General features: G+C 60.9%; 13 protein-coding genes. 3 read left to right on the plus strand and 10 right to left on the minus strand.

Annotated elements, in window-relative coordinates; genetic code table 11:
- Window positions 1–6 precede the first annotated feature (6 nt).
- Together lptG and lptF are read right to left on the minus strand one after the other, a co-directional pair.
- Window positions 7–1,140 carry an LPS export ABC transporter permease LptG gene (gene lptG / locus VNZ65_RS06080; protein ID WP_325667080.1) on the minus strand — a complete coding sequence of 378 codons (1,134 nt, stop codon included), beginning with the start codon at window positions 1,138–1,140 and terminating at the stop codon, window positions 7–9.
- Window positions 1,137–2,276: an LPS export ABC transporter permease LptF gene (gene lptF / locus VNZ65_RS06085; RefSeq protein WP_325667082.1), complete on the minus strand. Its 1,140-nt coding sequence runs from the start codon at window positions 2,274–2,276 to the stop codon at window positions 1,137–1,139. The genes lptG and lptF overlap by 4 nt, the downstream gene beginning before the upstream one ends.
- A 38-nt stretch (window positions 2,277–2,314) precedes the next feature.
- Between lptF and VNZ65_RS06090 the strand changes: the two genes are divergently transcribed.
- The gene (locus VNZ65_RS06090) at window positions 2,315–3,838 is read left to right on the plus strand and encodes a leucyl aminopeptidase (protein ID WP_325667084.1); all 1,524 of its coding nucleotides are present in this window, start codon (window positions 2,315–2,317) and stop codon (window positions 3,836–3,838) included.
- 205 nt (window positions 3,839–4,043) lie between these two features.
- Here VNZ65_RS06090 and xth read toward each other — a convergent pair whose 3' ends face one another.
- Together xth and VNZ65_RS06100 are read right to left on the minus strand one after the other, a co-directional pair.
- A complete protein-coding gene (xth, locus tag VNZ65_RS06095; RefSeq protein ID WP_325667086.1) occupies window positions 4,044–4,811 on the minus strand; it encodes an exodeoxyribonuclease III in 768 nt (255 codons plus the stop codon).
- Window positions 4,812–5,038: 227 nt separating this feature from the next.
- The gene (locus VNZ65_RS06100; RefSeq protein ID WP_325667087.1) at window positions 5,039–6,598 is read right to left on the minus strand and encodes a hypothetical protein; all 1,560 of its coding nucleotides are present in this window, start codon (window positions 6,596–6,598) and stop codon (window positions 5,039–5,041) included.
- A 326-nt stretch (window positions 6,599–6,924) separates the two neighbouring features.
- Between VNZ65_RS06100 and VNZ65_RS06105 the strand changes: the two genes are divergently transcribed.
- Together VNZ65_RS06105 and VNZ65_RS06110 are read left to right on the plus strand one after the other, a co-directional pair.
- Entirely contained in the window at window positions 6,925–7,374 is a 450-nt protein-coding gene (locus VNZ65_RS06105) for a MarR family winged helix-turn-helix transcriptional regulator (protein WP_325667089.1), read from the plus strand.
- Window positions 7,371–8,678 carry an MFS transporter gene (locus VNZ65_RS06110; protein ID WP_325667091.1) on the plus strand — a complete coding sequence of 436 codons (1,308 nt, stop codon included), beginning with the start codon at window positions 7,371–7,373 and terminating at the stop codon, window positions 8,676–8,678. The genes VNZ65_RS06105 and VNZ65_RS06110 overlap by 4 nt, the downstream gene beginning before the upstream one ends.
- 18 nt (window positions 8,679–8,696) lie before the next feature.
- Here the strand turns inward: VNZ65_RS06110 and VNZ65_RS06115 are convergent, their stop codons facing one another.
- The 6 genes from VNZ65_RS06115 to VNZ65_RS06140 form a co-directional block, all read right to left on the minus strand.
- Window positions 8,697–9,326 (minus strand): esterase/lipase family protein, encoded by a 630-nt coding sequence (locus VNZ65_RS06115; RefSeq protein ID WP_325667092.1) that lies wholly within the window; start codon window positions 9,324–9,326, stop codon window positions 8,697–8,699.
- Window positions 9,327–9,333: 7 nt separating this feature from the next.
- A complete protein-coding gene (locus VNZ65_RS06120; protein WP_325667093.1) occupies window positions 9,334–9,591 on the minus strand; it encodes a hypothetical protein in 258 nt (85 codons plus the stop codon).
- Between the two features lie 47 nt (window positions 9,592–9,638).
- Window positions 9,639–10,541, minus strand: a complete 903-nt coding sequence (locus VNZ65_RS06125) for an RluA family pseudouridine synthase (RefSeq protein WP_325667094.1) — start codon at window positions 10,539–10,541, stop codon at window positions 9,639–9,641.
- Entirely contained in the window at window positions 10,538–11,032 is a 495-nt protein-coding gene (locus VNZ65_RS06130; RefSeq protein WP_325667096.1) for an arsinothricin resistance N-acetyltransferase ArsN1 family B, read from the minus strand. Before VNZ65_RS06130 ends, VNZ65_RS06125 begins: the two co-directional genes overlap by 4 nt.
- Window positions 11,033–11,138: 106 nt before the next feature.
- A complete protein-coding gene (locus VNZ65_RS06135) occupies window positions 11,139–13,031 on the minus strand; it encodes a propionate--CoA ligase (protein WP_325667097.1) in 1,893 nt (630 codons plus the stop codon).
- 156 nt (window positions 13,032–13,187) lie between these two features.
- Window positions 13,188–14,639, minus strand: coding sequence for a bifunctional 2-methylcitrate dehydratase/aconitate hydratase (locus VNZ65_RS06140; RefSeq protein ID WP_325667099.1), 1,452 nt, complete (start codon window positions 14,637–14,639; stop codon window positions 13,188–13,190).
- Between the last annotated feature and the right edge of the window lie 33 nt (window positions 14,640–14,672).

Consider the following 14,672-nt stretch of genomic DNA (forward strand, 5'->3'; position numbering starts at 1 on the left):
GCGCCGCTACTGCCGCTCGATCTTCCACAGGGCGCCGATCGCAATCAGCAGGAACAAGGTGCTGGGCAAGGCCGCGGTAAAAAACGGCGGCCAGGTATTCAGCAAGCCGAGATGCGAGAACAGTGTATTGACCAGCTGGAAGCTGACGCCGATCATGATGCCGGTAAAGATCTTCAGGCTGACGCCGCCGGTGCGGAAATGCAGGTAGGCGAACGGCAAGGCCAGCGCCATCATCACGAATACCGAGAACGGGTACACCAGCTTTTTCCAGAAGGCGATGTCGTAGCGCTCGCTGTGCTGGTTGTTTTCTGCCAGATGCTTGGAATAGGCCCACAGATTGTAGGCAGACATATGGTCTGGATCGGCAAACAGGACCGACAGGATCTCCGGCGTGATTTCGGACACCAGGTCCTTGTTGGGGAATTTCTTGGTGGCGATCGCCGTGGTGATGTCTTCGGTCGACGTGCCGTTGACGAAATCGGTCTGCACCACATCGCCCAGGCGCCAGACGTGCTGGCCCTGGTAGTCGGCATGGGCGGCCTGGATCAGCGCGGTCATGTGCAGGCTACGGTCGAACTCATACAGCTTGACGCCGACCAGCTGGCCGTCCGGCTTGATCTCGCCGATGTTGATAAAGCGCGAGCCGATGATATCGCCGCTGGTGCCGTCGGTGCGGATCACATCCTTGCTCCACAAGCCGGTCTTGAACTTCTGCGAGATCGAAGAACCTTTGGCCTGCAGCTTCAGCTTTTCGGCAAATTCGGCGCTCTTGGGCGAAACGAATTCGCCGATCAGCACGGTCGCCACGACGAATATCAAGCCGATCTTGATCAGTATCCTGGCGGTCATCATGGTCGACATGCTGGACACGCGCATGATGGTGAACTCGGAGCGCGCGGCGAATTGCGACAAGGTGTAGATGGTGCCGATCAGCGCCGCGATCGGCATCAGTTCATAGGCGTAGCTGGGCAAGCCCAGCATGACAAAGAGGAAAGCATGCTGCAGCTTGTAGCCGCCATGGCCGACCGATTTCAGTTCCGTGGTGAGATCGAAGAACGCGAACAGCGCCAGGAACGCCGCCAGCGTAAACAAGACCGAACGGACGATCTCGGCAGTAAAGTAACGTTGCAATACCTTCATGCCGCCGCCGATTTTTTAGTTTTGAGCAGGCGTGCATGCTTGACTGCAGACCACATCACCAGCGGATGCCAGCGGCTGTTGACGTTCAGGCGCCACATGAATAGCAGGCCGACGATGAACAGCACGATCAGATGCATCGGCCACCAGGCCAGCATGAAGGACCAGCGCCCCTGCACCACCGCAGCCTGGAAAATGCTGGTGACGTTGCTATAGGAAACATACAGCAGCAGCGCAATCAGCAAGCTGGCGGAACGGCCCACGCGCGGATTGACGAAGCTCAGCGGTATCGCCAGCAGCATCAGGCACAGCGCCATCAGAGGCAGCGACAGGCGCCACAGCAATTCGCCCAGGTTGAAACCGTTGCGGTCCTTCAGCAGGTCCGCGGTCGGCAAGGCTTGCGCCGAGCGGTCGCCATTCTCGGCCTGCGAGTTGCTGGCCACCAGCACCCCGTAGCGCTCGAACTCCATCTGGCGGAATTCGTTCTTGCCGGCCAGGACGTCATAACGGCGCCCTTTCGACAGAATCAGGAACTTGTCGCCGTTCTTGTCGATTTCCAGGTTGCCTTCCTTGGCCACCACGATGCTGTTCTTGCCTTCCTGCTGGGTATTCACGAAGACGTTCTTGACCTTGGTGCTGTCGCCGGAAATGCCCTCGACGAAAAAGATGCGGTTGGCGGCGGCCGATTCCTGGAACTTGCCGGGCGAAACCCTAGAGATGTCTTCGCGCTTTTCAAAACGCTCGCGGTATTGCGCACTCTGGTTATTGGCCCAGGGCGTCGCCACGAAACTCAGGATGGCAGTCAGGATAATGATCGGCAAGCCGAATTCCAGCACCGGCCGGACCCAGCGCACCAGGCTCTGGCCGGAGGCGAACCAGACCACCATTTCCGAATCCTGGTAGCTGCGCGTGACCACCAGCAGCACCGAAATATAGCCGGTCAGGATCAGCAGGATCGGCATGTAATTGAGGGACTGAAAACCAATCAGCGCGACCACGTCCTGGGACGCAATCTGGCCTCCGGCTGCTTGTCCCAGAATCTTGATCAACATTACCGTGACGATAATTGTGAAGAGCGTGGTGAAAACTGCGCCGGCAGTGCTAATTAATTCGCGTCGGAGTGCGCGCTGAAAGATCATTGGGGAATATAATTGCGGATCAAAAAAAGGAGTAAGTGATGGACTTTAGCATAAAAACCATTGACGCAAAAACCTCAATTGCCTCTCTGAAAGCCGGCTGTATCGCAGTCGGGATCTATGAAAACAAGAAACTGTCGCCACAAGCGCAAGCTCTTGACAAATCTGGTGAAATCACTGCTGCACTAAAGTCCGGAGATATTTCCGGTAAACCAGGCTCCACCTTGTTGTTGCGCAAAGTCGCCGGCGTCGCCGCCGAGCGCGTCCTGCTGATCGGTCTTGGCCCGGACGGCGAGCTGAGCGACAAGGTCATGTCCATGGCAGCCCTGTGCGTGGCGCGTGTCATCGCGACCCTGGGCGGCAACGACGCCCTGCTGGCGCTGCCGTTCGACGGCCTGGCCAAGCAAACGCCGGAACGCGACCTGGCATGGTCGGTCCGCAACACCATCCTGGTGCTGCGTGAGAACAGCTATCGCTCGGATACCCTGAAAAGTAAAAAAGAGACAACATTACCCAGCATCAAGAAAATTGGATTCCTGGTCGCCCCGGCCAAGGCCGCTGCCGCCAAGGACGCCGTGGCTGAAGGCCTGGCCCTGGCCAACGGCATCGACCTGACCAAGGAACTGGGCAACCTGCCTGGCAACGTCTGCACCCCGACCTACCTGGCCAACACCGCCAAGAAACTGGCCAAGGAATTCAAGCTGTCGGTCGAAGTACTGGACCGCAAGCAGCTGGAAGCCTTGAAGATGGGCAGTTTCCTGTCGGTCGCGCGCGGCGGCGGCGAAGCGCCGAAATTCATCATCATCAAGCACCTCGGCGGCAAAGCCAAGGATGCCCCGACCGTCCTGGTCGGCAAAGGCATCACTTTTGACACCGGCGGCATCTCGCTCAAGGGCGGCGCCGGCATGGACGAAATGAAGTACGACATGTGCGGCGCCGGTTCGGTGCTGGGCACCATCCGCGCCATCGCTGAACTGAAGCTGAAACTGAACGTCATCGGCGTCATCCCTGCCACGGAAAACATGCCTTCCGGCACAGCGACCAAGCCAGGCGATATCGTCACCTCCATGTCCGGCCAGACCATCGAGATCCTCAACACCGACGCCGAAGGCCGCCTGGTGCTGTGCGATGCCCTGACCTATGTGGAACGCTTCAAACCGGCCGCCGTGGTCGATATCGCAACGCTGACCGGTGCTTGCGTGACCTCCCTCGGCCACCACAATTCCGGCCTGTTCACTCGTCACGACAGCGCCCATGACGCCCTGGCCAACGAGTTGCTGAGCGCCGGCAAGGCGACCGGCGACACCGCCTGGCGCATGCCGATCGAAGACAGCTACCAGGAACAGCTGAAGTCGAATTTTGCCGATATGGCGAACATCGGCGGCCCGGCCGGCGGCAGCATCACCGCAGCCTGCTTCCTGGAACGCTACACCAAGAAATACACATGGGCCCATCTCGACATCGCCGGCACGGCATGGAAGAGCGGCGCAGCCAAAGGCGCTACCGGCCGTCCGGTCGCTTTGCTGACCACTTTCCTGATGAACCGCGCAGCTGCGGCCAAGTAATCATTCGGTAGACAGCATGGGAAACGGGGTGTTGGCATAACTGCCAACACCCCGTTTTTATTTCTGCGCCGTACACGTAGGGTGGGCACGTTTTTTGTGCCCACGCGTGACCGCAAAAACCGGCGCACAGGCCCGCACGGCACGGAAACAGGCATTTGCATCGAGTGAATTCACGCGTGGGCACGATGTGCCCACCCTACCTTATTTAGCCTAGCGTAGCGATCACCGGCGCGTGGTCCGACGGCTGCTCCCACTTGCGCGGCACCCGGTCAATCACGCAAGCCGTGCATTGCGCCGCCAGCGGCGGCGACAGCAGGATATGGTCGATCCGCATGCCGCGGTTGAGGCGGAATCCCATCTGCCGGTAATCCCACCAGCTGAACAGCTTTTCCGGCTGTTCGAACATGCGGAAAGCATCGGTCAGCTCCAGCGCCTGCAGGCGCGCAAACGCCGCCCGCTCCGGCGGCGACACCAGGTTCTGCCCTACCCAGGCGGCCGGATCGTGGACGTCGCGGTCTTCCGGGGCGATGTTGTAATCGCCCAGCAGCACCAGCTTGGCATGCTGCCGGCGCTCGCCGTCCAGCCAGTCATGCAAGGCATCCAGCCACTGCAGCTTGTACTGGTATTTTTCCGTATCGGGCGCCTGGCCGTTGGGAATATAGGCGCACACTACCCGGATGCCATCGATGGTGGCGGCAATGATGCGCTGCTGCAGATCCTCGTAGAGCGGGTTGTTCTTGACCACATCGGTGATCGGGTGACGCGACAGGATCGCCACGCCGTTATAAGTTTTCTGCCCGCTGAACACCACGTGGTAGCCGGCGGCTTCGATTTCAGCCGCGGGAAATTTATCGTCGGTGAGCTTGGTTTCCTGCAGGGCCAGGATGTCGACCGGGTTGTCGGTCAGCCATTGCAGCACTTGCGGCAGGCGCACCTTGAGGGAGTTGACGTTCCAGGTTGCTATCTTGAGCATTATTAAAAATCCTTATCTGATGCGGGTTTCGGCGGATATCTGACGCCTTGGTCAGCTCTGGCTACCCACCTGGCTACCCATTTGGTAGCAGCTAGCGATGTTACCGCACCAGCTGCCCGGCCGGGGCGGGTGTTGGCCATGCTTGGCTACTTTTCGCAGCATGGGCGGCACCGACCGCGGCCCGCCGCCAGCAGTGGGCCAGGCATGACAGACCCAAGAGCGCACGCTCAAAACCATTGAGGCTGGGGGAAGCTGGTGGTGGGAGGCTGGAGGTAAGGATTGACTGCAATACGATGCCGATCTGCCGGATAATTCTGGTTATCCACCGCAGCGTATTCTCTGGTGCCGCCGCTAGGGACGGTCTGGAAGTGCTCAACCGAGGGGATAGGCGCCCCACCGATGGTGTACGTCGGGGCACTTGGGTAGTCGTACCTTGCCTGATAATAGCCGCCGCTAGGCCGGATGCTTTGCACCATGTGGTTGCGCGCGCCCGAATTGAAATCGGGATCTTCCGGCACGTAATTTTGCAGCGAGGTGGTGGTCGCGTGGCTGCCGTCCGCGTGATCGACAACATGGCCTCGGCCGTAGCGGGCGCCGCCTGGATCGGCAAATGAGTTGGTTGTCATTGGGTAGCTGCGCGATCCTGAGTAGGTGTGGCCCGACTGCGCCACCTCGGCATAGCCGCTCAGCACGCGCGTGCCACCCGGGTTGATCGGCGTAGGATCGCGCTGATACGAGCTGTAGACCAGCCGTCCGCCGATGTCTTCGGCGTCGACATCATAGCCGGGCGATGAGGGAGCCACGAGCGGATCGCGCATCGGCACGTACGGCGTCGCCGTGCTGCCACCGCCAGTCCAGGCATGGCCGGAGGGAAGGCTGGGCAGGCGGTCATGCGGCAGGCTATGAAAACTCGAAGGCACGCTCGTTGGATCAAAGGTTGCGCTGGGCACGGTAAAACTACTGACACCACCACCGCCACCGCCGCTCCCCCAAGGCTGGCCGACGATGACCGAACGATTACTGATGTCGACCCCGCCTGCCGTGAGATTTGGATAAGTGACGAATTGCCATCCAGCCCCTGCCGGGGGCGTCATATGATGATTTGTCGTGTTCATGCTGGTGATCACGCCGCCGGCGACCTGAATCCACGGATTCAAACGCGCCATGACACGATACTGGTTGCCGGCTACCTCAACGGCCGCAGCCTTTGGCCGCAAGGCGGAGACGCCGCGCGCGACGGCCTGCGCAGAACCGTCGCCGATAGCCGGCGATCTCATCGCGATCACGTCCCCGGCGACCGCTGCCGAGCCCGCTGCCAGCGCATCGGCGATGGGCTGGCTGGCCGGATTGACCATGCTTTTGGTTGCGGCGGCCAGTTGCGTCAGGTCGGCAGCGGAAAGCGCTTGCTGCGCAGGCCGCATGTTGATTTGTTCCGAGCTCAGCCGCCCGGACATGGCGGCACGGCGCAGAGTTGCCGCATTGCCCTGCGCAGACAGGTCACGCCCCGCCGCTTCCGCGCGCTGGACAGCAGGCGCGCCCACAGCTGATATGCCGCGCATCTGCTGGCGCTGCGCCTGCATGCGCGGGCCCTGATGGATATCGTTGCTGATGGCGTTCTGCAGGACGGCGCGCGGACTGTGCGCCATGGATTCGGCGAGCTTGCGCTGGGCGACGCCGAGCGGGTGATTATCGACGAAGGCCGCATCTTGCTTCACTGAGACTGCCGTGGCGGCATGCGATCTGGCGCGAACTGGTTCGCTAGCGCGTGCCTGCAATACATCCTTCATGAAGGCTCCCCTTTCTACGCGTTCTGTCGGGTAAACAAAGTCGAGACGGCTCACAATCGGACCGCGATACGGCTTTTATATTAGCAGTTATCGCAGGTGGCGCGCGCATCGGATCCGGGCATTGCCATTTTCACCAAACTCGAATTCTTCCCTATTTATAAGTGCAATCCGGAGCACACAGCTAGCGGCTCCGCCACGCCGGCACTTCGCCCCCTCTCCCACACACAATGCCAAGCGCTCAAATTACAACAGTCGAGTTGACAAGCGCGCGCCCCATCCATATTATGCATATGCATCGATGTATATACAAAATAAACAGGTAAACCATGCAAAGCCAATGCAGCTGTTCCACCCTGCGCCAGCTCACGCGCAAGATGACCAATATCTACGATCACCATCTTGCGGCGGATGAACTGACCATCAGCCAGTACTCCCTGCTGGCCAGGATAGGCAAATACGGGCCGATCGGCGCCATCCCGCTGGCCGGCAACATGGGGATGGACCGCAGCACCATGAGCCGCACCCTCAAGCCCTTGATTACGCTCGGCTGGATCGAGACGGTCGACCTGCCGCTGGAAATGCTGACCGACAAACGCTCCTTCGGTGTCCGCCTGAGCAGCGCCGGGCGCGACAAGTGGCAAAAATCCATGCCCAACTGGCGCAAGGCGCAAAACGAAATCGATGCAATCCTGGGCGACGAGACGCATCATGCCTTGATGAATCTGGTCGACACCGCTAACCACAAGTTCGAACAACACGAGCACGCCATCCCATGAACACCACCATCCAAGCCATCATGGCGCGCCTGCGTTTCAGCTACGTATGGATAGTCGTCGGCATCATCTTCCTGGTTCTGCTGTCAGCGGCCGGCATCCGCGCCACGCCGTCGGTAATGATACTGCCGCTCGAACACGAGTTCGGCTGGACCGTCACCACCATTTCCTTCGTCATTTCGGTAAATATCGCGCTGTACGGCCTGATCGGGCCGTTCTCGGCGGCGGCCATGCAGCGCTACGGCATCCGCCCTATCGTGCTGGGCGCGCTGGTGCTGCTGGCGGCGGGGACGTTTGCCAGCACCTTCATGACGATGCCGTGGCATATGGTGCTGGCCTGGGGCATCCTGGTGGGCGCCGGCAGCGGTGTCGCCGCCAACACCCTGGCGGCGACCATCGTCAGCCGCTGGTTCGAGACGCGGCGCGGGCTGGCGATGGGCTTGCTGACCGCCAGCTCGGCCACTGGCCAGATGGTGTTCCTGCCGCTGATGGCCTATATGGTCGAGCATTTCGGCTGGCGTTCGGTGGCGATCCTGGTGGCCAGCGTGGCGGCCCTGGCGATTCCGCTGGTAGCGATCTTCCTGCCGGAACGGCCGCAGGATATCGGCTTGAAGCGTTACGGCCAGCATGACGAATTGCCGCCGGACGCCGTCAGCAAGGGCAAGAATCCCCTGTCGATCGCTTTTGGCGCACTGGGCAAGGCGGTCAAGATCCGCGACTTCTGGCTGCTGTTTTTCAGCTTCTTCATTTGCGGCATGAGCACCAACGGTTACATCGGTTCGCATTTCATCGCCATGTGCGGCGACTATGGCATTTCCGCCGTGGGCGGCGCCAGCATCCTGGCTGCGATGGGCATGCTGGACCTGGTCGGCACCACCATGTCGGGTTGGCTGTCGGACCGCTACAATCCACGCGTGCTGCTGTTCTGGTACTACGGCCTGCGCGGCATCGCCCTGATTTTCTTGCCGCACGCCTTCGGCCTCAGCTATTTCGGCTTGCCGGTGTTCGCGTTGTTTTACGGCCTCGACTGGATCGCCACCGTGCCGCCGACCGTGCGCCTGGCCAACGATGTGTTCGGCCGCCTGGCGGCGCCTATCGTGTTCGGCTGGATCGTCGCCGGCCACCAGCTGGGCGCTGCCAGCGCCACCATGCTGGCGGGTTCGCTGCGCAACAGCCTGGGCAGCTATACCTTGTCGTCGATGCTGATAGGCGCGGCCTGCATCATCGCCGCCATACTGGTGTTGCGCATCAAAGGCCATCAGGCGGGCGGCGACCTGATTCCCGGGATTCCGGTGCCGGCGCGCTAACGCTGCAACGTGGTGAGCTTAGGAATGCTGGACGGTGGCCACGATATCGCGCGCCACCTGGCGCGAGTTCATGATGACGGTGTGTATGGTTGGCAGCAGATGCAGCGGCAGCGTGCCCAGCTGCACTTCGCCGACCGACAGGATGCCGTCGTTGGGCTCGTCGCCGAACGGCATCCAGCTGGCGCGCGGCCCCTTGATGCCGGCATACATGTGCAATGGAATGGTTGGCGGCGGCAGGCTGTCCATGAACTCCTGGCTGGCCAGCAGCTGCCCCATTTCGCCGGTCAGCAAACGGAACAGGCGCCAGCGCGACAACTTGATCGCATAGCTGGAAGCGCGGGTCGGCGGCGCCAGCAGGAAAGCCATGTCCGGTGCGTGCTCCAGCTTTGGCAAGACGCCGCGCGTCAGCACGCAGCCAAGCGAATGGCCAACCATGATGAAACGCTCGTCGCCGGTGCGCTGCACGATGAACTTGCGCAGGCGCTCCAGGCAGGATTGCCAGCGCTCAAAGGCAGCCGAATAAGCGAACAGATGGGTAGTGATGCCAGCCGCCCGCAAGCGCCTGGACAGCAGCAGCATCGAGACCGGAGTGCGGCCCATGCCGTGCACCAGGATCGCATGCACTTTGCTGTCGGCTTGAGTGCTCATGGCATGGCTATTCTTTTTTCTTCAACTGCTTTTCAAAAGCGACATCGAGCTTGCTGATGCGCTTCGGTTTTTGCGGGCCGTAAGCGTTGACGAAGCGCACGAAGTCATCCAGCTCGAGCGCGTCGCTCAGCTTGATGGGCGCGTCAAAGCCGGCGTTCTGGGTCAGGTAAAACAACTCTTCCGCGGTGCGCACCATCGAATACCGTACTTCGCTGCTGCGGGCATTGAGACGTTCGACCGCCGCCGTGGCTCGGGTTGATCTCATTGCGTTCTCCTGATATTGCTCATCTGCGTATCAATTCCTTGTTTGACTCAAAGTTGGCGCTGGCTGGCGAAGCGGCGCTGACGGCCGTCCAGCGGATCGATGAAAGCAATTTCGCGCGCCAGCAGTTTCAGCGGCGCCGACCAGTCGTCGCCCTTGCAGGGATAGACATCCGGATAAAAGGCATCGTTGATGATTGGTATCCCCAATGCCGCCAAATGTACACGCAGTTGATGTTTCTTGCCGGTCAGCGGCTGCAGGCGGTAAAGGCTGCAGTCTTGCCGCACTTCGATCAGTTCGATGCGGGTTTCCGAATTGGCCTCGCCGGCTTCTTCCTGCATGCGGAAAAACGGCGTGCCGTCGACCATGCGGCTACGATACACCAGCGGCAATGCCAGCTCCGGGCGGGTCGGCGCCAACGCTTCATAAGTCTTGTCGACCAGCCGTTGCTGGAACAGCGACTGGTAGGCGCCGCGGCTGGCGATGTCGTGGGAAAAGATCACCACGCCGGCGGTTTCGCGGTCGAGCCGGTGGATCGGCGTCAGCTGCGTCAGGCCGGTTTTCTTTTTCAGTCGCACCAGCAAAGTCTCGTGCAGGAAGCGCCCGCTCGGGGTCACCGGCAGGAAATGCGGCTTGTCGGCCACCAGTATCCGTTCATCCTGATAGAGGATGGTTTCTTCAAACGGAATCGGCGTTTCGGCATCCAGCTCGCGATAGTAGAAAATGCAGCTGCCGCGGCGGTAGGGGCTGTCCGGCGCCAGCCGCGCGCCCTTGCCGTCGACTACTTCACCGCGTGCCATTCTTTCTATCCAGGTCGTGCTGGAGATCGCCGGGAAACGCTGTACCAGGAACGTCAACAGGTCCGGCCAGCTTTCTACCGGCAGCCACAGATAGCTGGGCGCCACGCCGTCGACCACCGGCAGGGGCGGTAGCGGTGGCGGCGCCTGCTTCATCGCAATACCCGCTGCCAGTAGCCGACATCGATCCAGCGGTCGAACTTCTTGCCGACCTGGGCAAAATGCGCGACTTTGACGTAGCCCATTTTTTCATGCAGACCGACGCTGGCGGGGTTAGGCAAGGCGATGCCGCCGATCACCGTATGCACCGGCAGTTTTTCCAGCTCGACGATCAGCGCGCGGTACAGCGCACTGCCGAGTCCCTTGCCGGCGGCCAGCGGCGACAGATACACCGAACTTTCCACTGCGTGCTGGTAGGCGGCGCGCGCACGCCATTTGGTGGCGTAGGCGTAACCCAGGATTTCGTCGCCCTCGACACACACCAACCAAGGCAGGTTGGCCGTGATGTCGAGGATGCGCTGGCGCATCTGCTCGGCCGTCACCGGTTCGGTTTCAAAGCTGATGACGGTGTCGAGGATGTAGGGATTGTAGATATGGCAAATAGCTGCTGCATCGGCAATGGTGGCCGGGCGTATGATGTGCGTCATGGCTGGGATGGATATAAAAGCAGGTTACAGGAGCTGATCCCCCATCATACCCTCATCCCCGTCGCCACATTGATGAAATCCCGGCCATGGCACCAGTGTCATGTGCTCAGCCGCGCAAGGCATCCTTGATCTGCTGCAGCGAAGCCGGATCCTCGATCGTGGTCAGGTCGCCGGGATCGCGTCCTTCGCAGAGCGCCTGTATGGAGCGGCGCAGCAGCTTGCCGGAGCGGGTCTTCGGCAGCAGGCCGACCACATATACCCGCGCCGGCCGGCCGACGCTGCCGAGCCGCTGGTCCACCACGCGCATGATCTCCGCCTCCAGCCGGGCTCGCCCTTCGGCGCTGCTTTCCGCCGCCTTGGGAATCACGAAAGCCACCGCCACCTGCCCCTTCAGCTTGTCCTCGACGCCAACCACCGCCACCTCGGACACATTCGGATGGCTGGAAATGCTTTCTTCGATTTCGCGCGTGCCGAGCCGGTGGCCGGCGACATTGATGACATCGTCGGTGCGGCCGAGAATGAAATAATAGCCATCCTCGTCGCGGATGCCCCAGTCGAAGGTCGAATAGGCTGGCAGCCCGCTGTCCGGCATCGACGTCGCCCAATAAGTGGCGACACAGCGCTGGTCGTCGCCATAGATGGTTTGCAGGCAGCCGGGCGGCAGCGGCCATTCGATCACCACCACGCCCTTCTGGTTGGCACCGCACAACTCACCCGTGGATTCGTTCACCAAGCGCACCTTATAGCCGTACATCGGCAGGCCGGGACTACCCAGCTTGCTCGGCTTGTTCTCGATATTCTTGGCGATGGTCATGATCGGCCAGCCCGATTCCGTCTGCCAGTAGTTGTCAATCACCGGCACGCCCAGCGCCGTGGAAATCCAGCTGGACGTGCTTTCATCGAGCGGTTCGCCGGCCAGGTAGAGCGCCTGCAAGGATGACAGATCGTATTTCCGCATCAGTTCGGGCGGCTGTTTTTTCAACACCCGGATCGCCGTCGGCGCGGAAAACATGCGCGTGACCTTGTATTTCTCGACGATGCTCCACCAGATGCCGGCGTCCGGACGGATGGGCAGGCCCTCATACAAGATGGTCGCCATGCCCGCGATCAAGGGACCGTAAACAATGTAGGAATGGCCGACCACCCAGCCGATGTCCGAGGTGCAGAAAAACGTGCCGCCGCCCTTGCTGCAAAAGATGGTATCCATCGACGTCGCCAGCGCCACCGCATAGCCGCCCACATCGCGCTGTACGCCCTTGGGCTTGCCGGTGGTGCCGGAGGTGTACAGGATGTAGGAAGCTTCGTTGGATTCCAGCCAGGTCACCGGCACCTTGGCGTCCATATGCAGCCGGCGCTGCTCGGCATAATCGAGATCGCGGCCGGCCACCATTGCCATTGGCGCCAGGCCGCGGTTGACCAGCAAGACCTGCGCCGGCTTATGCTGCGCCAGCTTGATCGCTTCGTCCAGCAAACCCTTGTAAGGCAATATTTTGCCGGCGCGCGAACCGGCATCGGCAGAGACGATCAGTTTCGGCGTGGCGTCGTCGATGCGGCTCGCCAGGCTGTGCGCGGCAAAGCCGCCGAACACCACCGAATGGACGGCACCGATGCGAGCGCAAGCCAGCATGGCGAAGGTGGCCTCGGCAATCATCGGCATGTAGATCAGCACGCGGTCGCCACGGCCGACGCCTAGCGCTTGCATGATGGCGGCCATGCGCTGGACTTCCGCATGCAGTTCACGGAAAGAATAAGTCTTCTCGGTATTGGTCTCGGTGGAAATCGCGATCAGGGCCGGCTGCTCGCCGCGCGTCGCCACCCAGCGGTCGACTGCGTTGTGGCAGAGGTTGGTGGCGCCGTCGACAAACCACCTGGTGAACGGCGGCCGGCTGTCGTCCAGCACTTGCGTGAATGGATGATGCCAGTCGATGCGGCGCGCCTGCTCGGTCCAGAACGCAGCGGGCTCATCGATCGAGCGCTGGTAAAAGGTGGCGAAACTCATTCTGTCTCCTCGTTTTTTTTGAAATTGTAGGGTGGGCAGGAAACTGCCCACGCGGAATCGGCTCCTCGATATGATCGACCTTCCGCGTGGGCACAAGTGCCCACCCTACGCGTCCTCTTGCAAACGCAATTGCGCCCCGTCAAAGCAGGACGTTTTTTAGATCACATACAGGTCAACATATTCGTTGACCGCCATGCCTTCCAGCGTCTTCTGATCCAGCGAGACTGCCAGGATCTTCTGTTGCTGCTTGACCGACAGCTGGCGCGCCAGGTTGACCTTGAACTTGGCTTCCAGCAGCGGGATGCCTTCCTCGCGGCGGCGCGCATGGCCGATCGGATATTCGACCACCACTTCCTTGAGCTTCTTGCCGTCCTTGAATTCGATTGTCATGGCATTGGCGATCGAACGCTTCTTGGGATCGTGGTAATCCTTGGTGAAGGCCTTGTCTTCAACGCAAACGATCTTGCCGCGCAGGACATCGATGCGCTGGTCGGCGGCGATCCTGTCTTCGTAGTCGGCAGCGGTCAGGCGGCCGAAAATCAGCGGCACCGCCACCATGTACTGGATGCAGTGATCGCGGTCGGCCGGATTGTTGAGCGGGCCTTGCTTGTCGATGATGCGGATGCAGGCTTCGTGGGTGCGGATGGTGATCTTCTTGATCTCGTCCGTCGATTTGCCGGCCTTGGCCAGTGCGGCATGCAGGGTCATGGCAGCTTCCACCGCGGTCTGCGCATGGAATTCAGCCGGAAAGGAAATCTTGAACAGCACGTTTTCCATCACGTACGATGCGTACTTGCGCTGGAATTTGAACGGCTGGCCTTTGAACAGGACATCGTAGAATCCCCAGGTCTTGGCGGTCAGCACGGATGGATAACCCATTTCGCCGCTCTTGGCGATCAGCGCCAGGCGCACCGCGCGCGAGGTCGCATCGCCGGCAGCCCAGGATTTGCGCGAGCCGGTATTCGGCGCGTGGCGATAAGTGCGCAGCGCTTGGCCGTCGACCCAGGCCAGCGATACCGCATTGAGGATTTCTTCACGCGCCAGGCCCATCATTTCGGCCACTACGGCAGTCGAGGCGACCTTGACCAGCACTACGTGGTCGAGGCCGACCTTATTGAAGGAATTCTCCAGCGCCATACAACCCTGGATTTCGTGCGCCTTGATCATCGCGCTTAGCACGTCTTTCATCTTCAACGGCTTCTTGCCGGCAGCAATGGCGTTGCGCGACAGCCAGTCGGCCGTCGCCAGGATGCCGCCCAGGTTGTCCGAGGGGTGCCCCCATTCAGCCGCCAGCCAGGTGTCGTTGAAATCCAGCCAGCGGATCATGGCGCCGATATTGAAGGCAGCCTGGACAGGATCGAGCTGGAACCGGGTACCCGGCACCTTGGCGCCGTTAGGCACCACCGTACCGGGGACGACCGGACCCATCAGTTTTTTGCAAGCCGGGTATTCCAGGGCTTCCAGGCCGCAGCCCAGGGTATCGATCAGACAGTTGCGCGCGGTGTCGTACGCCACTTTGGAAGTGATCTTGTATCCGGTGACGTAGTCGACGATATCGACCAGCACCTGGTCGTACTTCGGGCGGACGTTGGAAATGGGAGCCGACATTATTTTCCTTGAGGTCAACAGCAACACGGCGAA

It is taken from the genome of Collimonas sp. (genome assembly GCF_035566555.1).
Lineage (GTDB): Bacteria > Pseudomonadota > Gammaproteobacteria > Burkholderiales > Burkholderiaceae_D > Collimonas.

Excerpts from the sequence above, each read along its gene's own strand:
- lptG (WP_325667080.1), bottom strand. The coding sequence starts at position 1,140 with ATGAAGGTATTGCAACGTTACTTTACTGCCGAGATCGTCCGTTCGGTC.
- lptF (WP_325667082.1), bottom strand. The coding sequence starts at position 2,276 with ATGATCTTTCAGCGCGCACTCCGACGCGAATTAATTAGCACTGCCGGC.
- VNZ65_RS06090 (WP_325667084.1), top strand. The coding sequence starts at position 2,315 with ATGGACTTTAGCATAAAAACCATTGACGCAAAAACCTCAATTGCCTCT.
- xth (WP_325667086.1), bottom strand. The coding sequence starts at position 4,811 with ATGCTCAAGATAGCAACCTGGAACGTCAACTCCCTCAAGGTGCGCCTG.
- VNZ65_RS06100 (WP_325667087.1), bottom strand. The coding sequence starts at position 6,598 with ATGAAGGATGTATTGCAGGCACGCGCTAGCGAACCAGTTCGCGCCAGA.
- VNZ65_RS06105 (WP_325667089.1), top strand. The coding sequence starts at position 6,925 with ATGCAAAGCCAATGCAGCTGTTCCACCCTGCGCCAGCTCACGCGCAAG.
- VNZ65_RS06110 (WP_325667091.1), top strand. The coding sequence starts at position 7,371 with ATGAACACCACCATCCAAGCCATCATGGCGCGCCTGCGTTTCAGCTAC.
- VNZ65_RS06115 (WP_325667092.1), bottom strand. The coding sequence starts at position 9,326 with ATGAGCACTCAAGCCGACAGCAAAGTGCATGCGATCCTGGTGCACGGC.
- VNZ65_RS06120 (WP_325667093.1), bottom strand. The coding sequence starts at position 9,591 with ATGAGATCAACCCGAGCCACGGCGGCGGTCGAACGTCTCAATGCCCGC.
- VNZ65_RS06125 (WP_325667094.1), bottom strand. The coding sequence starts at position 10,541 with ATGAAGCAGGCGCCGCCACCGCTACCGCCCCTGCCGGTGGTCGACGGC.
- VNZ65_RS06130 (WP_325667096.1), bottom strand. The coding sequence starts at position 11,032 with ATGACGCACATCATACGCCCGGCCACCATTGCCGATGCAGCAGCTATT.
- VNZ65_RS06135 (WP_325667097.1), bottom strand. The coding sequence starts at position 13,031 with ATGAGTTTCGCCACCTTTTACCAGCGCTCGATCGATGAGCCCGCTGCG.
- VNZ65_RS06140 (WP_325667099.1), bottom strand. The coding sequence starts at position 14,639 with ATGTCGGCTCCCATTTCCAACGTCCGCCCGAAGTACGACCAGGTGCTG.